Raw genomic sequence first — 25,553 nt, forward strand, 5'->3', positions numbered from 1 at the left:
AGTTGGCGCCGCTCAAAAAGGGGTCGAGTGTCGATCAGTTGGGAGGCGCCGGCGTCGCGTGCTCCTGTGGCTCCACGCTCGCGCGCTTCACGTTGAACACCAGCTTGTCGTTACTCGGAGCCGCGTCGACCTCGATGACGTCACCCGGCATGAAGCGCCCGGCGAGCACCTCTTGAGCGAGCTCGTTCTCGAGGTAACGCTGGATTGCGCGCTTGAGTGGACGCGCACCAAACTGCGGATCCCAACCGGCTTGAGCCAGGAACTCCTTGCCACCCTCGGTGACGTGCAGGTGTAGCTCACGGTTCTTGAGCCGACGCTCGACGCGACTGAGCTGAATGTCGACGATGCGTGCCAGCTGGTCCCTGCCAAGCCGACGGTAGACCACCGTCTCGTCGAGTCGGTTGATGAACTCCGGACGGAAGAATTTCCGCAAGGATTCCATCGCGGCGCGCTTCATCAGCTCGAGCTTGTCGTCGTCCTCGAGATCGCGCCGTTCCTCCACCGCGGCTAGCTCGTGAGAGCCCACGTTGGAGGTGAGGATGATCACGGTGTTCTTGAAGTCGACGGTGCGGCCCTGGCTGTCCGTGAGGCGACCGTCGTCGAGCAGCTGGAGCAGTGTGTTGAACACGTCGGGGTGCGCCTTCTCCACTTCGTCGAAGAGCACGACGCTGTAGGGCCGGCGGCGCACGGGCTCCGTGAGCTGCCCCCCTTCATCGTGTCCGATGTAGCCAGGCGGCGCGCCGATCAAGCGGCTCACGCTGTGGCGCTCCATGTACTCGCTCATGTCGATGCGGATCATCGCGCGCTCGTCGTCGAACAAGAACTCAGCCAGCGCGCGCGCCGTCTCCGTCTTGCCGACGCCCGTCGGACCGAGGAACAAGAAGGAGCCGATCGGCCGTTGCTCGTCACCAAGACCAGCGCGTGAACGCCGGACTGCGTTGGCCACCGCGACGAGCGCATCGTCTTGTCCAACGACGCGGACACGCAGGTTCTCCTCCATGTGGAGCAGCTTCTGCATCTCGCTCTCGAGCATCTTGCTCACGGGGACGCCCGTCCACTTGGAGACGACGCCGGCGATGTCTTCGTCGGTGACCTCCTCCTTGAGGAACGACTGACCCTGCTGGATGCGCTGCAGCTCGTTGCGCGCCTCTTGCGCCTTGCGCTCGAGGGACGGGATCTTTCCGTACTGGATCTCCGCGGCTTTGCCAAGATCACCCGCGCGGCGCGCGTGCTCCTCTTCCGTGCGGTACTCTTCGATCTCGCGCGTGGCGTCTCGCACCTGCTCGATGATCTCCTTCTCCTTGAGCCACTGCGCCTTGGCGGCGTCGCGCTCCGAGGTGAGATCAGCGACTTCGCGCTTGAGCTCTTCAAGGCGCTTCTTGCTGGCCTTGTCGCGCTCGCGCTTGAGGGCCTGCTCCTCGATCTTCAGCTGGAGTAGCTTGCGCTCCAGCTGGTCGATGGGGATCGGCATGCTGTCGATCTCCATCTTGATCTTGGAGGCAGCTTCATCGACCAGGTCGATGGCCTTGTCCGGGAGGAAACGATCCGTGATGTAGCGATTGCTGAGCGTCGCCGCAGCCACCAGCGCCGCGTCCTGGATGCGGATCCCGTGGTGCACCTCGTAGCGCTCCTTGAGCCCGCGCAGGATGGCGATGGTGTCTTCCACCGAAGGCTGATCCACCATCACCGGCTGGAAGCGGCGCTCGAGGGCGGCGTCCTTCTCGATGTGCTTGCGATACTCGTCCAGGGTGGTCGCGCCGATGGCTCGCAGCTGACCACGTGCGAGCGCCGGCTTGATCATATTGGCGGCATCCATCGCGCCTTCCGCGGCGCCCGCACCAACGAGCGTGTGAAGCTCGTCGATGAACAGGATGATGCTGCCGTCCGCGCCTTCGACTTCCTTGAGCACCGCCTTGAGGCGCTCTTCGAATTCCCCGCGGAACTTGGAGCCGGCGACCATACTCGCCAGGTCGAGCGCCACCAGGCGCTTGTTCTTGAGGCTCTCCGGAACGTCGCCGGTGACGATGCGGTGGGCAATGCCTTCGGCGATCGCCGTTTTACCCACGCCGGGCTCACCGATCAGCACGGGGTTGTTCTTGGTGCGGCGGCTGAGCACCTGCATCACCCGACGGATCTCTTCGTCGCGGCCAATGACCGGATCGATCTTGCCTTGCTCAGCGAGCTTCGTCAGGTCGCGGGTGTACTTGTCCAGCGCCTGGAACTTGCCCTCCGGATCCTGATCGACGACGCGCTGGTTGCCGCGCACCTGGGCGAGCGCCCTAAGCAGCACGTCGTAAGACAAACCGTTGCGGTCGAAGATCGCTTGGATGTCCTTGTCGTGCTTCGCCGCTGCCAGGAGGAAATGCTCGACGGAGACGTAGTCATCCTTGAGCGCTTTCGCTTCGTCTTCGGCCTTGGTGGTGAGGGGGAGTAGCCGGCGCCCGAATCGTGGCTCGTCACCACCCTTGATGGTGGGGAGCTTCTCGAGTCGCTCCTGGAGCTGACGCTTGAGCACGGGGGCGGTTGCGCCGGCCTTTTCGACCAGCGGCGCGCCCACGCCGTCTTCTTGCTCCAAAATGGCCACGAGCAGGTGCTCGGGAATGATCTCTGGGTTTCCGCGCCGTAATGCGTCGCTCAATGCCGCCTGCAGCGCTTGTTGGCTCTTGGTGGTGAGTCTGTCCATTCGCATGGTCGGGCCAAAGTAAGTCCATGCGTTGGTTGAGCAAGGGGTGAGGACAAACGCCGTGCCAAGGTGCGACATGTCCGCACGGATTGCGCGATCCCGTCGAAGCCGATCCGCGCCGAGGGCGAAGTGTGTGCGCTACTGCCCGCAGCCTGCGCCGTCAGCTTCGCCGAGCAGCGTGGGGCTCTGGCATCCGAAGTCTGGTCCCATGATGTTCACGCCCTCAATGTTCGCGACGAGCGCGGTCACGTCGACGTTCGCACCGCAGCGACCGTTCGCCTGGCAACATCCACGCAACTGGACTTCTGAACCCGCTACCCAGATCGGCAAGTCAGGGCAGGCAGGATCCAGCTCACCTGGCTTGTTGAGCTCTACGCAACCCGTGAATCCAAACAAGGCTTCTGCATCGCTCACATCGGCACCGCACCGGTTGCCAGCCGCGCAACAGGCTGGGAAATCGAGCGTGACGTCGCCAGTGATAGGCGCGGGCGTGCAGGTGTTCTGACCGCAGATCAGACCGGACGAACCGCCGTTGCCACTACCGCCACCACTAGCACTGCCACTGGCACCGCCGTCACCACTGGAGCCGCTGTTGCCACTGAACCCGCCGTTGCCGCTGGAGCCGGAGTTGCCACTGCCGCTGTTGCCACTGAACCCGCCGTTGCCGCTAGAACCACCCTGGGCGCTCCCGCCATCTCCGCCGCTTCCGCTACTGCCGCTAGCGCCGCCCTCAGAGCTACCGCCAGCGTTCCCGCTTCCCTCCGCTACCCCTCCGCAACCTACGAAGAGGCCGACAAGTAGCGAGAGGTGAAGGGGTGCCAAGCGCCGGCTGGTTCGCATACGCGGTAGTGTGCACAGGCGGAGCCACGCTGTCTCCCGCAAAAAGCTCGCAAAAAAAGGCCGGGCGTCTCTGCCCGGCCTTCCTTTTGCTGCCACGCTGGAGCGTCAGTTCGCGGCGCCGCTCGTGCCGCCAGTGCCGCCCGTGGAACCGCCAGTGCCGCCCGTGGAACCGCCGGTGCCACCGGTCCCGCCTGCGCCACCCGTTCCGCTTCCGCACGGCTGCGACGCACCAGCATCGGTCGCGGCGTTGATGTCGACACAGCCCATGTTCGGACCACCGAAGGCGCTAATGTCCGCCACGTTGCCACACACGCCACTCGGCAGGCAGCAGCCGGGGAACGAGAGCTGTGCGACGGGAGAATAGGCCGGGCAGCTCGAGTCCAGATCTCCGGGCGCGTTCTCTTGCACGCAACCGGTGATTCCAATGAACTGCTCCGCCTGAGACACGTCGACGCCACACTGGTTGTCGATGCCGTCAGGGCAGCAAGCAGGGATGTTGAAGCCGAGGATGGAGTAGTCGTTGCAGTTCTCAGTACCGCACATCACGCTGCCACCACCGCCGCCGCCGGTGCCGCCAGCGCCCGCAGCGCCACTTCCGCCACTGCCGCCGGCACCCGTGCCTGCGCTGCCTGCATTGCCAGCACTGCCGCCGGTGCCACCCGTGCCTGCGCTGCTGCCACCCGTACCGCCCGTGCCGCCACTAGTCAGCGTTCCGCCGGTTCCGCCGTTGCTGCCCTCGCTGCTCGAGTCGCCGCCACACGCCGCAACCAAGCCACACGCACTCGCTGCCAGAACCAAGCCTAAGTAGACACCCTTCATCACGACCTCCCTGAAGACCCGCCAAGACTACCAGACGATCGGTAGGTGGATGCATCCCGTATGCGCCACCCGATGCGATCTGCGGGCTGCTTTCGTTGCGTCAGGTTCGCCAGTCTAGGAAAGTTTTAGGGTCAAAGTATCCATGCGGGCAAACGCGAGCACGACGAGCGTTGAGACCGCGTCACGGGAGTCCTGCTCAGCGGCCCCGCCAACCACGAATGGCTGCTGTTCCCGCGAATTGCCACGTGAAAAAGCTAAGCGACCACAGACAAAAGCAAACGGGGCGGCCGAAGCCGCCCCGCGAGCTATCGGAACCGGCTTAGATCAGCCGCCGCAGTCCCCGCCCTCGGCCTCGCCGAGCAGCGTGGGGCTCTGGCAACCGAAGTTGGGCCCCTCGAGGTTGACGCCTAGACCAGCACCAAGCTCCGCCACGTCGACCTCTCCACCGCACTTCTTGGTGGCCGTCTGGCAGCAGCCAGGCAGCATGACGTCGGTACCCGCGACGCTCACGGTGACTGCCGGACAGGCCGCGTCCTCGGTGCCGGCGCGATTCAGCTCCACGCAGCCGCTAATGCCGATCACGGACTCCGCTTCGCTCACGTCGACGCCACAGGCGTCAGCGTCCGCGCAGCATGCGGGGAACGAGTAGGCCGGGCTGCCGTCGAACAGGACGTCCGCTCCGTCACACATGTTAGCGCCGCAGGTCGTGCCGGTGTTGCCGGTGCCGCCACTTCCGCCGCCGCCGGTGCCGCCGCCGCCGGTGCCGCCTTGAGCGCCCGTACCGCCGGAACCGCCTTGCGCGCCGGTGCCAGCATTGCCGCCGCTGCCGCCGTCGTCGTCACTCGAGCAACCAACGAAGCAAGCCGCGCAGAGCGCGATGAAACCAATCGAACCAACCTTGAATGAAAGCATTTCCCGAATCCTCCTGGGTGGCTTGGAAGCGAACCGCACCAAACCATGGCCGAAACATGAGCACCAAACAAAACTGAAGGATAGGTCAGGTTGAGACTCTGAGTTTCTCGCGTGGATAGAAGTTTCCAGTTCCGTCACCCGAGCGCCCGCAAAAAGCGCCACGAACCAAACCGGCGCCACAAAACCTTCGAGGCCGCGGCCGCCTCACAGCGACCTGACGGCCTCGTCTTTCCCATGCTCGAAGGGCGCGCACGAACAAGTAGCGGTGCGCCGGAGAGCGCGCCGCGCGCTGCGCGGCAACGCCTCGCAAGCAGCTCAGATGTCGAGGTTACGCACGTTGAGCGCGTTGTCCTCGATGAACTTTCGACGCGGCTCGACCTGGTCACCCATCAGGACAGTGAACAGCTCGTCGGCACGCACTGGGTCGTCGACGCGAACCTGGAGCAGCGTTCTCGCATCGGGGTTCATCGTGGTCTCCCAGAGCTCATCGGCGTTCATTTCGCCAAGACCCTTGTAGCGGGAAATCATGATGCCCTTGCGACCGCGCTCATCAATGAAGGCGTCCAGCGCCTCCACATTCTCCAGGGAAATCGGCTCGCCTTCCTTGATCCGAGCGGAATAAGGCGCTGGTCCAATCGACAGGATGTCGTGGTGGTGCTCAAGCAGATCCTCGTACTCGGCGCTCTCAGCAAGCACCCAATCGAGCACTGCAGGGCGGTTGGAAGCGCCCGGGCGGAACGACACCACGATTCGACCCGAACCGTGGGCCTTCTCCCACTCGGTTTCTACCGTAACCGGCAGTAGATCGGGGTAACGCTGTTCCAGCTCTGCCTTGAGCACCTGGGCAGCCGACTCGACCTTGCTCGCGTCGCGGAAGTCGTCCTTCGACAGCGGTTCCGTACGGAGAAGAGCAGCAACCACACGCGCGTCACATCGGCGGTCGATCTTCGTTAGCGTGCCACGGTAGGCGCGCAGGCCTTCTGCGAGGTGTCGTAGCGGCTTTCCGCTGAGCTGCGGTCCCTGAGTCGACTGGACGGTGAGCCCGTCGATGCCGTTGTCGATCAGGTAGGCGTCCAGCGCGGGCTGGTTCTTGAGATACTGGTCCTTCTTACCCTTGCGCGCGCGGAACAACGGAGGCTGCGCGATGTAGAGGTAGCCCTTCTCGAAGATCTCCGGCATCTGCCGGTAGAAGAAGGTCAGCAGCAGGGTGCGGATGTGAGAGCCGTCCACGTCGGCGTCCGTCATCAGGATGATGCGGTGGTAGCGCAGCTTGCTCAGATCGAAGGCGCCGTCTTCGCCTACAGTGCAACCGAGGGCGCTGATCAGCGTCGCGACTTCTTGCGAGCTCAGCATGCGATCAAGACGTGCGCGCTCGACGTTCAAGATCTTGCCCTTGAGCGGCAAAATCGCCTGAAAATGCCGGTCGCGTCCCTGCTTGGCACTGCCACCGGCGGACTCACCCTCGACGATGTACAGCTCGCTAATCGCCGGGTCTTTGGACTGACAGTCAGCGAGCTTGCCCGAGAGACTGGTGTTGTCGAGCACGCCTTTGCGCACCACCTCACGGGCTTTCCGTGCGGCTTCACGCGCCTTGGCTGCCATCGCGGCCTTCTCGAGGATCTTGCGGGCGGTACCTGGGTTCTCCTCGAAGTAGCGGCCAACGTGCTCCGCCACGGCGCCTTCCACGATGCCCTTCACTTCTGAAGAGACGAGCTTGCTCTTGGTCTGAGAGTCGAAGGAGGCGTCGGGGTGCTTCACGTGCACCACCGCGATTACGCCTTCACGAGCGTCTTCGCCGCTCAGACCGGCCTTCACGTCCTTGAGTAGGTTCGAGCTCTGCCCATAGCTATTCAAGGAGCGGGTGAGCGCAGCGCGTAGGCCGGTGAGGTGGGTGCCGCCATCCTTGTTGTGGATGTTGTTTGTGTAGCAGAGCAGCTGGTCGACGTAGCTCGAGGTCCACTGCAGCGCGACGTCGAGCTGAATCGGTGCGCCAGCGCCTTCCGGCCCCGGAGCCTCGGAGGTGAACGAGATCACGTCGGGGTGCACGGGCTCTTTCGACTGGCCCAGCAACTCCACGAACTCCTTGATGCCACCCTGGAACTCGTAGCGCTCCTTGGTGCCTTGGCCGCGCTCGTCGGCGAGGTCGATCACCAAGCCGGAGTTGAGGAACGCCAGCTCCCGCAGGCGCTTCGCGAGGATCTCGTAGCTGTACTCGACCGAGGTGAAGATCTCGTGGTCGGGCTTGAACGTGAGCTTGGTCCCGGTGTCTTCCGTCTCACCGATTTCCCGCAGCGGGCCCTTGGGCGCGCCCCGGGTGTACTCCTGGTACCAAACCTTGCCTTCGCGGCGAATCTCGAGCTTCAAGAGCTCGCTTACCGCGTTCACCGCGCTCACGCCGACGCCGTGGAGACCGGCGCTGACCTTGTAGCTCGAGTGATCGAACTTGCCGCCGGCGTGGAGCACCGTCATCACGACCTCCGCCGCGCTGACTCCGCGCTCGTGTTGCCCCACGGGAATGCCACGTCCGTTGTCTTCGACGCTGATCGAGTTGTCGAAGTGGACGGTGACGCCAATCCGATCGCAGAACCCCGCCAGGTGTTCGTCCACTGCGTTGTCGACGGCTTCCCACACCAGGTGATGCAGCGCCGAGCCATCGTGCACGTCGCCGATGTACATGCCGGGGCGCTTGCGTACCGCCTCGAGGCCTTCGAGCACGCTGATGTTGCTCGCGCCGTAGTCGTCAGACTTGGTTTCAGTGGCGTCCGTTGCGGGGATCGTTTCCGTACTCAAAGGGACTGTCCTTGTGAATTGTTCTGGTTCGCACCATGCGGCTGCGAGTCGGGGCGGCGCGAACGCCTAGCGCTAGGCTGAGCCTCGTCTTGGTGGGCGCGAGCGAACTGTTGAGGGCGTCGCTGCGGCGCGCTTTCGTCTGATGAGTGGCCCAGAATGAGCTTGGGATCCGAGGGCTGTTGGGCGCAGGGCTAGAGCGCCTGAAGTTATAGCGAAAAGGGCCCTTTGGAGCCACTTAAAACGCCCCAGAAGTGCCTCAGATTCCCCTGCGATATCGAACACTTCGCCAGTTCGTTCCGAGCGTTGTCCAATGCCGCCGCGGGGCAGGGACGAGACCACTGCAAGCGTGCGCTCAGAGCGCACCCAGCGGGCCATTCACAGCGCTCAAGACACCCGCTCTGAGACGCCAATCCAGGCGCTCTCCGGGCTCCAGATCCGGCGTGGTGAAGAGCTCTGGGCGAGTCGTCGTGACGAACACCTGGCACACCGCTTCGCGCACGAATCGATACACGGCGCCCGTGCGTTCCGGGTCGAGCTCACTGGAGACGTCGTCCAAGAGCAAGATGGGGTGTGCCTGACGGGCCTCACGCACGCACTCGAGCTCGGCCAGCTTCAACGCAAGGGTGAGGATCCGCAGCTGACCTTGAGACGCGTGGCGACGCACCGATCGCCCATCGATGGAGAGCTCCAGCTCGTCTTTCTGTGGCCCGAAGCCCGGACGCCGCGCGCGCATATCCGCACGGCGACGAACGCGCAGCTCTTGCAGGAACTCCGCTTGGTCCTCGCTGCCGCCCGGAGCAAACCTCACCCCCAAAACTAGATCGGGCGCCGCCATGCGCTGAAACGCCGGCGCCAGAGCCGCTGAAAGGCGCTCTGCTGCCCGCCGGTGCGCCGCCTGGACGTGACAACCATGGCGAGCCATCAGGGTCTCGAAAACCTCGAGCTCTGACGCTTCACTTCCGCGCTCCTCGAGCACTCGCTGGCGTTCCTTGCTCGCTCGCGTGTAGCGCAGGCGATGGTCCATCGCGATGGGTTCGAAGTAGAGCGAGACGCGGTCGAGCAACGTTCGGCGCACACTCGCGGGTCCACTACCGAGCTGAAGATCGCCGGGATGGAACACGACGACCGGCGTGCGCGTCGCGTAACTCGAGAGGCGCTCTGGCGTCTTGCCGTCGAGCTTGAGGTTGCGACGGCCGCCGCTGATCGCTGCTCGCTGCTCGCGACGCTCTGCTTGCTCGAGGATGCTCGCCTTGACGCTGGCTGTAGCGTCGCCTTCGCGGACGAGTTCGCGCATGCGCTCGGCGCGAAACGAGCGACTCGTGGCCAGGTAGTAGATGGCTTCGAGCAGGCTGGTCTTGCCCTGCCCGTTGTCACCCGCCAGCACATTCAGGCGCGGAGCCGGCTCGAGGTCGATGCGCTCGATGTTGCGAAAGGAGCGAACCGAGAGCGACTCGATGACCAGCGGGTTGACCATGCGGAAAGCTTTTTGGGCTGCCACGCGGAGCAGCCAGGGGCCGATATTGCCGCAACTGCTGCTGCAACGCTTGAGACCGCTGGAGCAACGAAGCGCCGCTCCGGGCGCGGCTCAGATGCGCATCGGCATGATCACGGCGACGTGATTCTTGGTGGTGTCCTCATGGGCGGGCCGCACCACGGCGGGATCCAGCTCGCCGCTGATCCCCAGAATCACTTCGTCGTCATCAACCACCTTGAGCACGTCGATGAAGTAGCGGGCGTTGAAACCGACGGTGACCTCTGCCCCGCGGTAGTCCACGGCGATCTCGTCGAAGCCCGCACCGCTCTCGGGGCTCTCCGACTCGAAGCGGATCTTGTCTTCGGTGATGGTCAGCTTCACGCCACCGGTGCGATCGCTCGCGGCCACGCTGACGGCACCTAGCGCCTCTTGCACGGCGTCTTTGGGCGCACGAATGGCCCGCTCGGTCTGCTCTGGAATCACGCGCTGATAGGGCGGGAACTGAGCGTCTACGAGCTTGACGCTGAACTGGAAACCGCCCAGCGAGAAGAATGCGTTGGGCCCGCTTTGGGTCATAGTGAGCTCAGGCGAAGCCTCATCCGTCTTCTCGCTGCGGGCCTCCTCACACAGCCGCTTCAGCTCCTGAATGCCCTTGTTCGGGATCAGCATGGTAGCCGTCGCGTTCTTGCCGGGAACGCTGACTTCCATCTTGCTCAGCCGGTGACCGTCGGTCGTTACCATGCGGACACGCTCACCGTCCCACTCGAACAGGGCGCTGTTCAGGTGCAGGCGAGTTTCGTCCGTGGAAATGCTGAAGTGCGTCTTGGCGATCAGGTCGTGAAGCGTATCCACGGGGAGACTCATCGAGGGTGCCGCGTCATCGGGCGCGGGCAGCTTCGGAAACTCATCACCGGGGATCCCATGCAAGGTGTAGCGGCGTGCCGAGCCAACCGCGCGGATCGTCGTTGCAGCACCTTCCGAGGTGCTGATGGAGACCTGTCCCTCGGGCATCATCTTCACGCGCTCGAACAGATCGCGTGCACCCACGGCGATGGTGCCGGGCTGCTCGACTTCCGCCTTCACGGAGCCGCGCACCGCCACGTAGAGGTCCGTCGCTGAGAGTTGGATTGAGCCGGCTTGCGCCTCGAGCAGGACGTTGCCCAGCACGGGCATGGTGCTCTTCTTGTCGGCCACTCCCTGACAGCGATTGAGGATGCGCAGGAGGTCCTTCTTGCTGACGACGACGTGCATGAGGGCATCACGTCTAGTCGTGGATTTGGCTGAGGGCTACCGTTGAGAGGACCTCTCGAAGCACCTTTTTTCTACTGAACGGTCAACCAGGATCGGGACTTGCTTACTACTCTAATAGATCTCTAGAAATTTAAATTTAGGGTAGTTGTAGTAGGGGCTGTGGAGAGCGGGGACAACTCGGCAACCGATTGAAATCGTTTTGGAAATGTATCCACGTCCATGGGGATGGATGCTGGTAGCCGGATGTAGGCTACTTGGGTACCAATCCGGACCTTCCGGTTTCTCCCAGATCCATACCCGAACTCTCAGCAGGGTTTTCCCAAAGCTATCCCCAGGTTGTGGATTACATTCATCGGTTGGAGCGTTCGGTGAATGGAACATTTCTGGCGGATGGACGCACAAACGTCCGCGCCTGCTGCACTTCAGTCGTGGTTGAAGCGGGTGACTTTTCGCTGCTGCGCGCCTGAGGAGCGCCAGCGAGTCTCAGGACGCTGCGCCCGTGAGCTGCTGGTTCAGCCGAGCGGCGGCGTCCAATAGCCCCTGGCGGGCCCTCTGGAAGGTCTTCGGGCCGATCTCGCCCCGCTCGTGCGCGTGGGTCAGCCGCACCAGCTCGTCCAGGATCAGTTCCTGGGCCTCGAGCAGCTCTTCAGGCGCTTTCTTTTCGGCATCAGCTTGCTTGCGGAGCGCGAAGAAGAGGCCCGCCGCGACCGCCGCCAGAGCGATGGCGACGGCAATCCAAGCGCCGGGACCGCGGGTCGGGATGCCGCTCAACGTGATGCTCACCCGATCGAGGGCGCCATCGCCGGGCTTCATGCGCTTGATGGCGACGAGGTTGCGTGAGCCGTCGCGGGCGGCTGTGGGTTGCGCCGCATCAAAGCCCGCCACCTCGAGATCCATGGTCTGCGGTGCGGCCGCGATCACCTGCATCTGCCCCACGCGTGGTGGAAGCCGGATGTCGAAGTTGCGCGTCTCCGTTTGGTCGTTCGGGACCTGAAACTGGAAGCCGACCTCGTGTTGCCCCGGGGTAAAGGTTCCGTGAAGCTCCACGCGATCGTCGACGCTCTCGAAGCGCACGTCGCTCATGGCATCCTGAGCGCGAAACGCTTTCCAGCCTTTTGGCAGCCCGATCGTGATGTTCTGCGGGACCCACGCGGTGCGCCCGATGTTGAACACCCGGAACATCACCTCGAACTGGAACACGTCGTCGCGCGTCTCGACGTACAGCATGGCGAACATGCCGAGGCGCGTGGTCTCGAGATCGCGGACCACGTCATACAAATGCAGGATGACTTGCTGCCCGTTGTTTTCGTCGAGGTTGAATGGGGCGGCTGCGAAGTTGGCACCGTCGCGGGATACGCTGACGCGATAGGAGTAGCTGGTGTCGTGCCCCGGCAACTTCTCGAAGTGTACGATGCCGCTCGCGTCCGCCGTTGCCGTGCGGTGTTCTCGCTCTTCGCCAGCTGCTACGGATTGACGCAAAATGCCGAGCTTCACCTGGACGCCTGGCAATGGCTTTCCGTCCGCGTCGACCACACGCACCTCGATGGTGTGTTTCGGCACCAACGGGCTCGGCGTGCTGCGGTCGGGCACGGGATTGAAGCCCATTTCGCTGTCGCTTGGGCTCACCCGAGGATGGCCGCTCGGCATGCCACCGGCGTGGGGATCCGGCGCGGCTGACGGTGCCGCGGCAGAGCCTGACGGTGCAGCAGAGGGCGCCGCGCTGGGCGCAGCTTTCGGCGTCGGCTTTGCACCGGGCTTCGTTGCGCCGGGTTGTGCGGGCGATCCAGGCTTCGCCGCTCCTGCTTGTGCCGGGGTTCCGTTTCCCTGCGGAGCTGGTTGAGCCGCGGCAGAGCTCGAGAAAAGGCACAAGGCGCAGGCGATCAGCCACGCGAGGCGGGAGGTTTGAGCGCTCTTCATCGGATCAGTCCTGGTCCTCGGGCGCGGCGACGCCGCACACTGGACAGGCGTCTTCGGAGTCTGAGTAGACCGCAGGGCAAGCGCTGCAAAGCAGCTCTTCAGGTCCCGCGAGCGGTGCGTCGCACTCAGCGCAGTGCGTGTTGGCCAAGACGTTGCGAGTTTTGCAGGCCTTGCAGAGGCGACTTGGTCCAGTCACGCCTTGCTTGCTCGTCACCGGATCGTCCACGAAGCCCTCGTCCGAGTCTTCGTCCTGGTCGTCCGAGTCTTCGTCCTCGTCCGAGTCTTCCTCTTGCGACTCGACTGCGTTGTGCTCGTCTTCGTCTTCGTCCTGGTCGCTTCCGGGTTCCCCTTCGGCGTCCTCAGCGGGTGCGGCAGCGGCGGCTGAATCGGCCTCATCGCTTGCGGCCGCTTCGTCTTCGTCTTCCGCGTCCAGCAAGCCCTGGGCCTTTGCCCGGGCCGCGTTGAAAGCACTCGATTTCAGCAGGTTTTCCACCCGCTCTCGCTTGTCCTCCGAGAGGTTGGCGAGGCTGTCCTCTACTTCAGACGGCAACGCGATCTTCACGTCGGGATCCGCTTCGAGCAGCTTGAGCTCGAGGAGCTTCTCGGCTCGTTTCCGAGACTTGCCCTCGACGCCGCTCAGCTGTTGGAGCAAGCGCTTGGCCTCAGCGCGGTACCTCGCGGAAAGGTCCTTGTAGTCAGCGTCGGTGATTTTGCCGATGCTGTGCTCGAACTCCAGGTCCTTGAGCGCGCGCAGCGTGGCGCGCTTCTGCTCGAGCTCGGCGCTAGGCGCGGCCAGGCTGAGCGCTTCGTCCAGGTTCAGATCGGCTTCACCGGTGAGGCTCTGCACTGACGCCCAGAAGCTCGAGATGACGAACAGCATGAAGGCGCCCGCCAGCACCAACAGCGCCGTCCCGACGCCCGCGTAGGCCCCCGCGCCCACCGCGGCGACGACGATCAGCGGAATCGCCCAGGCCTTGTGCTGGGATACACTGTCGAAGAACTCATCAAGCTTGGTCGGCGCTGCTGCAGCACCCACCACCTTGTCGGTGCGCGACGAGCGGTACTCGCGGTTTTCCGCCTCCCGCAGCTTGTCTTGCAGCTTGGACCTGGGCGTCGACGGATCCGTCGAGTGCTGACCCGATCGGCGCTTCGACTGCTTCTTGGGAACGGTTTTGCCCGGCTTACCGGCTTTTTTTCCGGTTTTTTTTCCGGACTTGCCCTTGCCAGCGGACTTGGAGGCGGACTCTTCGCGTTGACTCATGCGGCGCTCAGGCAGGCTGCTTGGAGCCGCCGCCCTGGCTCCGGGCGTTGCGGCGGCGTCGATATACACCGACCACGGTGCCTACGCCCAGCACCAGGCCACCGGCGCTCGCTGCGAGCATCTCCCAGGGCATGCGAGTGAGCGTTGGCATCTCCGTGGACGCCTGGGCGCTTGGTGGCGCACGGGCAGTGAGAGTCCGCGCTGAGGCGGTGGCGGGCGCTGCCGCGAACATCACCGCGAACATCAGTCCGGTTGCAGCGCCGACCGTCACCCGCGCGTAGCTGAGAACCGTCGCCTCGCTCAAGCTCACTTCGGGCCAAAGGCTGACGCATGCGCCCAAGATCAGGATCGCCACGCCGATCCAGATCCAACTCACCATCGGGTTCACGTGCAGGTGGAACGTCGCGCGTTTGCTGCTGGGATCCGCTGAACCGAGGATCGAGTAAAAATCTGCACGGAAACCACGAAGGATGCTCACCTCGGTCGTCGGCATGCCGCCCTTGCGATAGATGAACTTCGCGGGGCTGGCTTCACCAACCAGGGTACGGGTGCCGTCCTTGGACACATGACTCACCAGCATGTCCGCGAAAATCATGCGCTTGGTGGTGTCGACCTCCATGCGCGGACCCTTGTATTGCACCTCGTAGTCGCGCAGCTGGTAGGTCTGACCCGGCATCAAGCTGACTTCCTTGTCGGCGCCCCAGGAGCGACCGACGAAGCCCATGAACATGAACACGATGCCGAGGTGCACGACGTAGCCGCCGTAGCGCCGACGGTTCTTGCCCACGAGGCGCACCAACGCAGTGAAGGCGCCCTCCTTCGTGTTGCGCATGCGCGCGCCGGTGCCGCGCTGGAACTCCTGAATGATCACCGCGAGGTTGAACGCGCTGAGCGAGACGATGAGCACCGGCACCACCATGCCGAAGTAGCGCAGCGCCGGCCCGTACCAGGCTTCGACGTAGAACACGTCCTGCTCCACGATGGCCGGGTAGCCCAAGCTCTTGCCGACGAGCAGGTGCAACACGCCGGCGATCACCCCGGCCGCCGTAGGAATAGCCGCCGCCTTGAGCAATGCGTCTGGCGATGTCTTGCGCCAGCCAAGCAGCGGAGCGACGCCCATCAGCAAGAACACCGCGATGCCCATCGGCGCCAGCCAGCGGTTGTAGAACGGCGCGCCGACGCTCACGGACTCCTTGTAGATGAGCTCGCTGATCTTCGGGTACAGCGTGGTGATCGCGATGAACACCATGATCGCGAGCAGCGCCCAGTTGTTGAGCACGAACGCCGCTTCGCGGCTCGCCACGGACTCGATGTGTGATTCGCTGGTCAGCTTCGGGATGCGCAGGATGATCAGCACGGTGCTCACCAGGAAGATGAACACCATGAAGTAGACGAAGAAGATCCCGATCTCGCTCTGCGCGAACGAGTGCACGCTGGCGATCATCCCCGAGCGCGTCAGGAAGGTCCCGAAGATGGTGAGGAAGAACGTGAGGCAAATCAGGAACAAGTTCCAGACTTTGAACATCACGCGCCGCTCCTGGATCATGGTCGAGTGGAGGTAGGCGCTGGCAGTCCACCAGGGCAGACACGCCGCGTTCTCCACTGGATCCCAGGCCCAGTAACCGCCCCAGCCAAGCTCCTCATAGGCCCAGAGCATGCCGAGCGCGTTGCCGATGCTGAGGAACAGCCAGGCGAACAGCATCCACTTCCGCGCGGCATTGATCCACTCGTTGTCGAGGCGCCCCGTCACCAGCGCCGCCATGGCGAAGGCGAACGGAATCGAACACCCAACGAAGCCGATGTAGAGGCTCGGCGGGTGGATGATCATGTAGAAGTTCTGCAGCAGCGGGTTCAAACCCTCGCCATCCAGCTTGCCACCACCGATCGCGACCTCGAACGGGTTCGCGGCGAACAGCATCAGGATCCCGAAGAAGCTGATCACCACCATCAGCGTCGCGATCACATAAGGCTGCAGCGCGCGGTACTTTCCACGCATCCACGCAACAGCGCTCGAGGTGTAGATGGCGAGCAGGAACGACCACCACAACAGCGACCCGTCTTGCCCACCCCAAAGCGCGGTCAGCAGGTACGGGTCGGTCATCGAGCGATCCGAGTAGCGAGCTACATATCGGATGCGGAAATCATGGGTGATGAAGGCGTACGCGAGCAGCAGCACGCCCAGCCCAATCATCGCGCAGGTGCCGTACGCACCCCAGCGCGCCGCGCTCAGGAGCCTCGGGTTACCCCGGGCCGAGGCGATAGACACCGCGAACGTGTATGCAGCCGCGACGAGCACGGCGTACAAAACTCCAGTGCCAAACTCCGGTAGTGTCTCCCACATGACGTAGGGGCACTCTACCCTGATTTCCCGCACACGCCGGAACCCTGCGCAGGAAAGCGCGTCGGCGCTTTGTCGCAGGGGGTCAGCCTACGAAACGGCACCCGTTGGGGTGAGCTGGCTACGCCGAAACGTTGCTTACGAGGCGTCGGCGTTCAGCTGTTGCAGCTGCGCTTTCGCCTTCCCGAGCTGCTCGTTCAGCTGGCTGAGCGCATCTTGTGCGGCTTCCGCGTTGTCTGCGGCCCCCAACTTGCGTAAGCCGGTCTTGAGCCGGTTCAGGCTGCTGCCGAACTCCAGCGCGCGCGCGAGCTTCTCTTTGGCCTTCGCTTTGCGCAGCTGGCGGATCTCGCGGGTCAGCTGCTTGCGCACTTGCTTCAGGTCGACGCTTGCCGCTTTCGCCGCCTCGGCGCAGCCCACCGCTTGGTCACCCAGCTTGCACGGAACACCGCTCGCGTCGATCGAGCCGATGGTCTTGCTCAGCTGCTCGAAGCGCTCGCTCAATGGCGACGCGGCCGCGGCTGCTGGGGCAGGCTTTTCGTCTGCTGCAACGGCATGCCCGCTGAAACTCAGACCGATCAGCGCCACGACCAGCGCCGCCCGCCGACTCAGCCACTTCCCTCGAAGACGCGAACAATCGTCAGCCATAACCGCCCTCAGTTTACGCGGGGAAGCTCAGCGCCTCCCTCGAAAAGTCCGAAAAAGCCTGAGCCTAGTGCTCCTAACCCCCGAAAATACTCGGGAATTCCGCCGGAGACTAGATCGCCTTGAGCCAGCGGTAAGCATTGCTCAACCCACTCGCGAACTCCATCAGAGTTTGGGGGTGAGGTGCCCTGAAAGGCCACCGCGACAGACCCCGAGCCGCCGCTCAGTCTTCGCCGACCACGGTGCCCACGTCCTCGCCCTTGGCCACGGCGCGGATGTTCCCCTCGATCATCTTGAACACACGGATGGGCATGCCGTTCTCGCGGCACAACGTCACCGCCGTGGAGTCCATCACGCCGAGATGTGCCGCGAGGAACTTATCGTAGCTCACCTGGCGGTACATCTTCGCGTCGTCGTGCTTGCGCGGATCGCGGTCGTAGATGCCGTCGACCTTCGTTGCCTTGAACAGCGCATCGGCTCGGATTTCCATGGCGCGCAGCGCGGCGGCCGTATCCGTAGAGAAATAAGGGTTGCCGGTGCCCGCAGCGAACACGACCACGTAGCCGCGCTCCAGGTGGCGAATCGCACGCCTGCGAATGTAGGGCTCCGCGACGTCACGGATCTCGAGGGCGGTCATCACGCGGGTCTTGGCGCCGCTGTTTTCCAGCGCGTCCTGCAGCGCGAGGGAGTTGATCACCGTCGCGAGCATGCCCATGTAGTCGCTCTGCGCGCGGTCCATGCCTTCGCTGGCGCCCTTCAGGCCGCGGAAGATGTTACCGCCTCCCACCACCAGGCCGAGCTGAACGCCGGTCTTCGCGACTTCGGCGATCTCTCTCGCGGTGTTCTTCAGGGTGGCGGTGTCGATGCCGAAGCCCCCTTCTTTCCCGCAGAGCGCCTCACCGCTCAGCTTGAGGACGATACGACGGTACTTGAGATCTCCAGAGTCGCTCACGAGCAGCTTCCTACTCACGTGAACTTGGGCGCGCAACCATCCGCGCGCGCCCTGATGTGTTTCGCCGCGGGGGGCGGCGCAACCTGGCGGAATCTTGTGCGGTGTATGGTGCAGCTGTCTGGCGCCGTTTGGCGACGCGTAGTATCCCGGGGGCTCGAATGCGCTTCGTCTTTCCGCCTGGTTCTGCGCCAAGCTCCCTCCACGGGGCGCTGCGACGCACACTGATCGCCTGTGTGGCGTGCGCTGGATTGATTGGGTGCAGCGGCTGCGACGAAGGCAATGGGGGCGAGGCTCCCGCGTCGAGCAACAGCAGTGGCCCACTACCTCCGGAGTTGGCTTCGAAGGTGCTCGCCAAGGTGGGCGACCGAGAGATCACCTTGGGTGAGTATGCGGCCACCCTCGAGCGCATGGATCAGTTCGAGCGGCTGCGCTACCAGTCGCCCGACCGGCGCAAGCAACTGCTCGATGAGATGATTCAGGTGGAGCTCCTGGCCCAAGAGGCCGAGCGCCGCGGCCTGGACAAGCGCCCTGAAACTCAGGAGCGCGTCCGCATCATCCTGCGCAACGAAGTGCTGAAGAAGCTGCGTCGTGACGTCCCCGGTCCCGAGTCCGTCAGTGAGGCTGACGCTCGCAAGTACTACGAGAAGCATCGAGACGACTTCCGCGAGCCCGAGCGTCGACGCGTGGCGGTGATCGTGCTCGGCGACGCTGGCAAGGCGAAGACGTTGTTGCCTCAGGCACTGAAAGCGACGCCGATGCAGTGGGGCAAGCTCGTGATGGAGAACTCCCTCGAGAAGCCGCCAAACCCGTCGCCCACCGCTCCCCTCGAGCTCGCCGGCGACTTGGGCATCGTCTCCGCGCCAGGAGTCGAGCGCGGTGCCAACCAGCGTGTTCCCAACGCCGTGCGCGAAGCCGTCTTCAAGATCGCCAAGGTGGGCGAGGTGAGCGACGGTGTGGTGGAAGACTCCGGCAGGTTCTACATCGTGCGCTTGATCGGCAAGACCGACGCGCGCGACCGCCCCTTCAAGGAAGCGGAGCGCAGCATTCGTGTGTCTTTGGTCCAGGAGCATATCCGCGCGGCAGAAGAGAAGCTCGAGAAAGAGCTGCGTGAGAAGTATCCGGTGAAGATCGACGAGAAGGCGTTGGAGAAGGTGAAGCTACCTTCGGAGCAGAGCGCCGCTCCCGCGCCTTCAGCGGCTGCCTCAGCTGCTGTCGCGCCATCGAGTTCCGCGGGGAATTGACGTGCAGCTTCGAGTCGACCCGGCATCGCCCCTCGACTGGCGCTGGCAGCTGCGTCATTCGGTCTCCAGCGTAGAGCAGCTCAGCGCGCGCCTGCGTCTGACGCCGGAAGAGCAGCAAGGCGCGGAGCGTGCGGCATCCCAAGGCTTTCCTATCGGGATTACGCCGTATTACTTCGATTTGATCGATCCAGAGGACCCCAGCTGCCCGATTCGCCGTCAAGTGGTGCCCAGCGCCGAGGAGGCGACGGAAGTGCCTGGGGACCTGCGGGATCCGCTGGGTGAAGAGGCGCACTCCCCAGCGCCCGAGCTGGTGCAGCGCTATCCCGACCGGGCGCTCTTGCTCGTGACCGATCAGTGCGCGGTGTACTGCCGCTTCTGCACGCGGAGCCGCATGGTTGGCGCGGGTGAGGGACCACGACCCGATCAGCGCCTCGAGCCAGCCCTGGCCTACCTCAAGAGTCATCCGGAAGTTCGCGATGTGATCTTGAGTGGCGGTGACTTGCTCAGCATGGCAACCAGCCGCATCAAGCGCGTCGTGGAGTCGGTGCGAGCGATCCCAAGCGTGGAGACGATCCGTCTGGCGACGCGGGTGCCTGTCGTGCTCCCGATGCGCATCGACACGGAGCTGCTCGACGCGCTGCGGCCCTTTCATCCGCTGTGGGTGATGACCCATTTCAATCACCCCAAGGAGCTCACGCCTGAAGCGCGCGCCGGACTGAATCGACTGGCAGACGCGGGCTTTCCGGTGATGAATCAGAGCGTTCTGCTGCGTGGAGTCAATGACCGCGCGGAAACGCTGGAAGCGCTGTTCCGTGGCCTGATCCGTGAGCGTGTGCGACCGTACTACTTGCTGCAAGCCGATCCGGTGCGCGGCACCGGGCACTTGCGGACGCCCCTCGACGTGGGCTTGGGCATCATGGAGCAGCTCCAAGGGCGCCTCACGGGTATCGCGGTGCCGAAGTTCATTGTCGACACTCCCGGCGGCATGGGCAAGGTACCGGTGCTACCCGAGTGGGTCGTCAGCCGGCGCGCCGCGACCGACGTCGCGCCGGGTTCCACGACGCTCCGCACCTGGCGTGGCGTTGAAGTGGACTACATCGACCCGCCCCTTTGATGCTGTCTAGTTCGCCTGCAGGCTAGGCGCGCTTACAGTTGGCGGAGCCATGGGGAGCAGCGGCTCGGACTCCAGCTCACGCAGAGCAAGCACCCTAACCCCCAAACCCAAAAGGAAGAACGCCGACCCACTTCGCGTACGCTGCAAGTTCGGGGCCGACCGTTTCGAGGCCCTTTGGGTGCCTCGCGGTCGCACAGTCGCGCGTCTTGGTCATCTGATTCCGCGCGGTTCAATTGGAACCCAGCGAGATTGGAGCATCCACGGAAGGACGCGATTGACCGCCCCCCTCCACGCCGAGAGCGATGCTCCCGAGCCCGATGTGGTCCTGGATTCACGCCGTATTCGCGGCATGACACAAAAATCAGGGTGCCCGTGTAAGGTGTCGCCGCCCTACCCGTTGCTCGCTCATGTCGAAATGGACTGCGTGGGGAAGCTACGCTGCGTTGAGCTGCGCGTGCGTGGCATTGGCTCTGGGATCCGGCGCTTGCGCGGGCCAGAGTGACGAAGCACCGAGTGCAGGCGCGGTGCCTCAGGCGGTCTCAGCGCCCACTGATTCCACCGAGGAGTCTTCGAAGGCCGGCGCTGTGGCCTCGCGCAAGGTCATCCGCAAGGCGGAGCTCGAGCTTCAGGTGAAGTCCCTGGCCGACGCGCAGAAGACGGCGACCGACGTTGCGAAGAAGTACGGTGGCTACGTCGTGAGCTCCGAGCGCCGCGGAACGGACAGCGCGCGAGATCAGCACCTCCGGGTGGTGTTGAAGGTGAAGGCGGACGACCTGGACACCGCGCTCGGCGAGCTCCGTGCCATCAAGCAGGGCGAAGCAAACGAGCGCATCTCCAGCGAAGACGTCACCGATGAGTGGATCGATCTCGAGGCCCGTTTGAAGACCCAGAAGGCGCTTGAGACTCAGTACCTGGAAATCCTCAAGGGCGCATCCAAGGTAGAGGACCTGCTTGCGGTGCAGAAGCAGCTGGCCAGTGTCCGTACGGAAATAGAGAGGATTGAAGGCCGTCAGCGGTTCCTGGACAAGTCCATCAGCCTCTCCACCGTGACCATCGACTTCGAGCAGCCGGCGCCCCTGGTGCGTGCGTCCTTTGCGGCGGTGGGGGCAGGCTTCAGTCAGGCCGGGGCGGACGTGCTCAACGTGGGTGGAGCGACGCTCGTCTTCTTGATGCGCATGATTGGTGCGCTGATCCCGATTCTGCTCCTGGTGTTCTTGCCTGGCTTCTACCTGGGGCGTTGGTTCCTCAGGCGCGTGGGCGCGCTCAAGCTGCCCGCGAAGGCGTCAGCGGAGTGAGCACGACAAGGGCGCGCTCAAACGCTGGTGGACGCTACTTGGGTACGATGATCGGGTCGCAGTTCGTGAACTCGAGGCTGGTGTCGATGCGGAAGTGACTCGCCTCGATGCGTCTTTCCGCGTGGAACAGATCGAGGGAATACGTCTCGCCGACTACTAGGCCAAAGTCTTGAGCGATGTCGTCCAGGTTGACGGAGTCACTCAGCTCGGGGTGCAATCCGCCGAGATCGATCGCCAGGCGCTTGTTGATGAAGACCCACAGATCATCATCGCCCGTGAACGTGAACACTTCGCCACCGTTGTAGGCGAACTCCGTGTGCAGCTCGAACGTGAAATGGAAGTTGTGCTCGCCGTTGTTGTACGCCTGGTAGTTGCCCCAGCCCTGGCCATCGATGGGGAAGAACGCGCCGTTGTCGTAGCTACTGATGCCGTTCGGCCCTTCGGTTAGCGGCACGGTGAACTGGATCGTCTTGTTGACGCCGTCGGTGTCTCGGTACCACTCGTCGTAGCGCTCTTTGCTGGTTGTCTCTTGGCCTTGGGCTCCGACGTACGCTCCGTTCGGCTTGTAAACGGGCTTCAGGTCCGCACCGAGCATGTCCTCGACGATGCCCTTGGACGCGGCGTTGCCGGTGAACGCTTGAAAGTCAGGGTGACCTCCAGGCTCCTCTGCTGCCTTGAAGTCCCGCACTAGCCCCGTCAGGTTCGGATCACACTTGCCACCTCCGGCGCCACCGTTCGACGAGCCGCCGCTGCCTTGACCTGCCGTGTTGAATGTACCGCCGAAGCTGTTGGAACCGCCATTCGCTGCGGAGCCGCCGTTCGCCGCAGAGCCGCCGCTCGAGCTCCCCCCGTTGTCGATGGTGCTGCCATCGCCGGATCCACCGCAGGCAACGGACCCCAGGCACCCGAACAAAACTACTGCGTAGGCGACGTGCTTCATTTCGACCTCCAAGCTTCTGCATTCTAGTTTGGCTGGAAGCTGGAGTCCGGTTCGAACCGGGAAATCTGCAGTGTATTGCGGTTTTTCTCGACGGCGGGTGGCTGAAACTTACTGTTCAGCGGGTTTGGGGGAGAGGTGCGCCGGTAGGTCCGCGCCAGGTACCGCGTGAAACACAGCTGAAACATTCAGGTGCAAACCCGCAGAATCTCCCACAAACCGCAGCGGAACGGCGCGCTGTGTAGGCTGACTCATGAGGCTCTCCGTGGTAGCAGCGCGAGCGCCATGTCGTCCGATAACAGCTCCCCCTCCGCTGATCCCACTCTGGCAAAGCTCGACGCGTTGAACGCCCAGGCCCTCGAGGGCGGGGGCAAGGCGCGCATCGAGAAGCAGCACGCCGCTGGCAAGCTTACCGCGCGGGAACGCATCGACCTGTTGCTCGATCCCGGCTCATTCGTCGAGGTCGATCGCTTCGTCACCCACCGCTGCGGTGACTTCGGCATGAACGAGCAGAAGGTGCTGGGTGACGGGGTGGTCACTGGCTACGGCTTCGTCGACGGCCGTAAGACGTTCGTCTTTGCTCAAGACTTTACGGTTTTTGGTGGCTCCTTGAGCGCCACCTACGCCTCGAAGATCTGCAAGATCATGGATCTGGCGATGAAGGTTGGCGCGCCGGTGATTGGCCTGAACGACTCGGGCGGCGCACGCATTCAGGAGGGTGTCGAGTCACTCGCTGGCTACGCCGACATCTTCCTGCGCAACACGTTGGCGAGCGGTGTCATCCCGCAGATCAGCGCGATCATGGGGCCGTGCGCGGGTGGCGCGGTGTACAGCCCAGCCATCACGGACTTCATCCACATGGTGGAGGAGTCGAGCTACATGTTCATCACGGGGCCCGACGTCATCAAGACGGTGACCCATGAAGAGGTGAGCAAAGAAGAGCTCGGTGGCGCTTCGGCCCACGCCAGCAAGAGCGGCGTCTGTCACTTCACAGCGCCCGACGACGCGGCGTGCCTCGCCCAAGTGCGTGAGCTGCTCTCCTTCTTGCCGTCGAACAACACGGAAGATCCTCCGCGCCGCCCCGTGTCTGATCCGCTGGATCGTGAGGAAAGCGCCCTCGACACGATGATTCCGCGCGAAAGCAACAAGCCGTATGACATGAAGAATGTCATCCGCGCGGCGGTCGATGATGGCTACCTCTTCGAGGTTCAAGAGCAGTACGCGCGCAACATGGTCTGCGGCTTCGCGCGCCTCGGTGGACGCCCGGTTGGCATCGTCGCAAACCAGCCCGCGATGCTCGCCGGTGTGCTCGACATTGACGCCAGCATCAAGGCCGCGCGCTTCGTGCGTTTCTGCGACTGCTTCAATCTACCCATCGTGACCTGGGTCGATGTGCCCGGCTTCTTGCCCGGCGTGACCCAGGAGCACCGGGGCATCATCACCCACGGTGCCAAGCTGTTGTACGCGTTCTGCGAAGCAACCGTACCGAAGCTGACGGTGATCACCCGCAAGGCCTACGGTGGCGCTTACGACGTCATGAGCAGCAAGCACATCCGCGGTGATGTGAACCTCGCCTTCCCCACCGCTGAGATCGCGGTGATGGGCTCCGACGGCGCCGTCAACATCGTTTACCGCAAGGAAATCGAGAAGGCGGATGACGCCGAAGCGACGCGCGCGGCCTTCGTACAGGAGTACAAGGACAAGTTCGCGAACCCCTACAAGGCCGCGGAGCTAGGCTTTGTCGACGAAGTCATCTACCCGCGTCAGGTGCGCGCGCGCCTCTGCACCGCGCTCGAGATGCTCAGCACCAAGCGCGAGAAGAACCCGCCGAAGAAGCACGGCAACATCCCGCTGTAAGCGGTGCGCTCTAACAGGACGCTACGGGCAGCTCTTCGGCGTCTCTGGGAGGTGGACGAAGCCCCGAATCAGGGCGCCGCTCAGCTTCACCCCGATTCCGAAGGAGATCGCGTTGCACTCAAGGCTGGGGTCCCCGTTCGTGCCGTCGTCCCGGATGTCTGACGCGGCGCGCACTTGCTGGGCGATCGAGTCGAAGGTGGACCCGCTGCAGAGCGACGGATCCAGCGCCCCCGCCACCTGACGCAACGACTCCACCAGCTCTTCCGTGCGGATCAGTCCGGTGAGCCGCATCTCCGTTGGCAGGCCGTTCGCGGCTTGTATTCCGCGAATCGCGGGACGCCGAACCCTAACCAGTAGTTCCGACCCGGCGAGAGTCAGCGGCAACTCCCAGAAGCCTTGGCCCCAGATGTAGATTTCGCCGTTGAGGGTCTCGCCCTCTAGTGGACAATTGGCATTGCCGCCCGGATAGTCTTGGTCGGAGACCCACCAGTCTCCGAGGGTGTTCCCCGTGAAGGTGTTTGCGCGCCCCATGCTTCCTGGAAGCACCACCCCAAGTCCAGGGCCCGTCGCGATGGCGATTGATTCGCCTGCCTGAGCGCGTGCGTTGAGTTCCTGTTCCACGCTGGAATCCGTGTTCAGGAGGAGCGGCAAGATGTTTGCGCCAAAGCTGTTGTCGACTCCGTCCGGTCCGTCGCGCTTCACACTGGAGTTCGCGCCAGCTTGCAGCGTGCAATGATTGGAAGACGCCTGGGAGGACGTGAGGCCGTCAATGTCGTCCCCGTAGTACTGCCAGGCGCTCGAGCTCGGGGTGCCGTCCGGGTTCGTAGTGCCGAGTTGGAACTCGCTTACGGAGAAGCCTTCATCCACGAAGGAGCCCCCGCCAGCAAAGCCACCCGTACCACCGATGCCTGACTCGCCTGCACTGCTCCCACCCGTACCGGGTCCACCTCCGAAGGCGCTGCCTGCCGTACCCGTGCCCCCCGTGCCGCTCCCCGCGTTTCCAGAGCCACCGTTAGCCACACCGCCGCTGCCACCGGCAGAAACGCCGCCATTGGCCACACCACCGGTTGATCCAGCGCTACCTCCCGCGCCGCCGGTGTCAGCTCCGATGTTGGAGACCTTGCCGCAGCCCATCAGCAAAGGCGCCGAGAGCAGGGCCGTTAGTCCTCGTCTTCCCCAAACCATGCTGACGTAAAGTCTAGCCGCAGACGCTCATCGGCGGTTGCGCCA

The 25,553-nt window shown here is 63.8% G+C and carries 18 protein-coding genes; 4 read left to right on the top strand and 14 right to left on the bottom strand.

Features of this window, described 5'->3' with window-relative positions:
* Nucleotides 1-34: 34 nt before the first annotated feature.
* From clpB to H6718_07235, 12 genes are all read right to left on the bottom strand, one after another.
* Nucleotides 35-2,689, bottom strand: a complete 2,655-nt coding sequence (gene clpB / locus H6718_07180; GenBank protein MCB9585163.1) for an ATP-dependent chaperone ClpB — start codon at nucleotides 2,687-2,689, stop codon at nucleotides 35-37.
* Nucleotides 2,690-2,821: 132 nt separating this feature from the next.
* Nucleotides 2,822-3,523 (bottom strand): hypothetical protein, encoded by a 702-nt coding sequence (locus tag H6718_07185; GenBank protein MCB9585164.1) that lies wholly within the window; start codon nucleotides 3,521-3,523, stop codon nucleotides 2,822-2,824.
* Nucleotides 3,524-3,628: 105 nt separating this feature from the next.
* On the bottom strand, nucleotides 3,629-4,342 hold the full coding sequence (locus H6718_07190) for a hypothetical protein (GenBank protein MCB9585165.1): 714 nt from the start codon (nucleotides 4,340-4,342) through the stop codon (nucleotides 3,629-3,631).
* Between the two features lie 324 nt (nucleotides 4,343-4,666).
* Nucleotides 4,667-5,254, bottom strand: coding sequence for a hypothetical protein (locus H6718_07195; protein MCB9585166.1), 588 nt, complete (start codon nucleotides 5,252-5,254; stop codon nucleotides 4,667-4,669).
* 315 nt (nucleotides 5,255-5,569) lie between these two features.
* Nucleotides 5,570-8,044: a DNA topoisomerase (ATP-hydrolyzing) subunit B gene (gene gyrB, locus H6718_07200; protein MCB9585167.1), complete on the bottom strand. Its 2,475-nt coding sequence runs from the start codon at nucleotides 8,042-8,044 to the stop codon at nucleotides 5,570-5,572.
* A gap of 352 nt (nucleotides 8,045-8,396) precedes the next feature.
* Nucleotides 8,397-9,518 (bottom strand): DNA replication and repair protein RecF, encoded by a 1,122-nt coding sequence (recF, locus tag H6718_07205; protein ID MCB9585168.1) that lies wholly within the window; start codon nucleotides 9,516-9,518, stop codon nucleotides 8,397-8,399.
* A gap of 111 nt (nucleotides 9,519-9,629) precedes the next feature.
* On the bottom strand, nucleotides 9,630-10,769 hold the full coding sequence (gene dnaN / locus H6718_07210; protein ID MCB9585169.1) for a DNA polymerase III subunit beta: 1,140 nt from the start codon (nucleotides 10,767-10,769) through the stop codon (nucleotides 9,630-9,632).
* 483 nt (nucleotides 10,770-11,252) lie between these two features.
* A complete protein-coding gene (locus H6718_07215) occupies nucleotides 11,253-12,686 on the bottom strand; it encodes a carboxypeptidase regulatory-like domain-containing protein (GenBank protein ID MCB9585170.1) in 1,434 nt (477 codons plus the stop codon).
* 4 nt (nucleotides 12,687-12,690) lie between these two features.
* Entirely contained in the window at nucleotides 12,691-13,947 is a 1,257-nt protein-coding gene (locus H6718_07220) for a zinc ribbon domain-containing protein (protein MCB9585171.1), read from the bottom strand.
* 7 nt (nucleotides 13,948-13,954) lie between these two features.
* Entirely contained in the window at nucleotides 13,955-16,288 is a 2,334-nt protein-coding gene (locus tag H6718_07225; GenBank protein ID MCB9585172.1) for a heme lyase CcmF/NrfE family subunit, read from the bottom strand.
* 135 nt (nucleotides 16,289-16,423) lie between these two features.
* Nucleotides 16,424-16,930: a hypothetical protein gene (locus tag H6718_07230; GenBank protein MCB9585173.1), complete on the bottom strand. Its 507-nt coding sequence runs from the start codon at nucleotides 16,928-16,930 to the stop codon at nucleotides 16,424-16,426.
* A gap of 220 nt (nucleotides 16,931-17,150) precedes the next feature.
* Nucleotides 17,151-17,879, bottom strand: coding sequence for a UMP kinase (locus tag H6718_07235; protein MCB9585174.1), 729 nt, complete (start codon nucleotides 17,877-17,879; stop codon nucleotides 17,151-17,153).
* Between the two features lie 158 nt (nucleotides 17,880-18,037).
* Here H6718_07235 and H6718_07240 point away from each other — a divergent pair, with 158 nt between their 5' ends.
* The 3 genes from H6718_07240 to H6718_07250 all read left to right on the top strand — a co-directional run bounded on the left by H6718_07240 (nucleotide 18,038) and on the right by H6718_07250 (nucleotide 21,529).
* On the top strand, nucleotides 18,038-19,120 hold the full coding sequence (locus tag H6718_07240) for a peptidyl-prolyl cis-trans isomerase (protein MCB9585175.1): 1,083 nt from the start codon (nucleotides 18,038-18,040) through the stop codon (nucleotides 19,118-19,120).
* Nucleotides 19,077-20,234 (top strand): KamA family radical SAM protein, encoded by a 1,158-nt coding sequence (locus H6718_07245; GenBank protein MCB9585176.1) that lies wholly within the window; start codon nucleotides 19,077-19,079, stop codon nucleotides 20,232-20,234. The genes H6718_07240 and H6718_07245 overlap by 44 nt, the downstream gene beginning before the upstream one ends.
* 407 nt (nucleotides 20,235-20,641) lie before the next feature.
* Nucleotides 20,642-21,529, top strand: a complete 888-nt coding sequence (locus H6718_07250; GenBank protein ID MCB9585177.1) for a DUF4349 domain-containing protein — start codon at nucleotides 20,642-20,644, stop codon at nucleotides 21,527-21,529.
* 34 nt (nucleotides 21,530-21,563) lie between these two features.
* Here H6718_07250 and H6718_07255 read toward each other — a convergent pair whose 3' ends face one another.
* Nucleotides 21,564-22,469, bottom strand: a complete 906-nt coding sequence (locus tag H6718_07255) for a fibro-slime domain-containing protein (GenBank protein ID MCB9585178.1) — start codon at nucleotides 22,467-22,469, stop codon at nucleotides 21,564-21,566.
* A 282-nt stretch (nucleotides 22,470-22,751) separates the two neighbouring features.
* On the opposite strand from H6718_07255, the gene H6718_07260 reads away from it, so the two are divergent.
* Entirely contained in the window at nucleotides 22,752-24,323 is a 1,572-nt protein-coding gene (locus tag H6718_07260; GenBank protein ID MCB9585179.1) for an acyl-CoA carboxylase subunit beta, read from the top strand.
* Between the two features lie 21 nt (nucleotides 24,324-24,344).
* Here the strand turns inward: H6718_07260 and H6718_07265 are convergent, their stop codons facing one another.
* The gene (locus H6718_07265) at nucleotides 24,345-25,508 is read right to left on the bottom strand and encodes a hypothetical protein (protein MCB9585180.1); all 1,164 of its coding nucleotides are present in this window, start codon (nucleotides 25,506-25,508) and stop codon (nucleotides 24,345-24,347) included.
* Nucleotides 25,509-25,553: the final 45 nt, after the last annotated feature.

Source organism: Polyangiaceae bacterium (assembly GCA_020633205.1).
Taxonomy (GTDB): Bacteria; Myxococcota_A; Polyangia; order Polyangiales; family Polyangiaceae; genus JAHBVY01.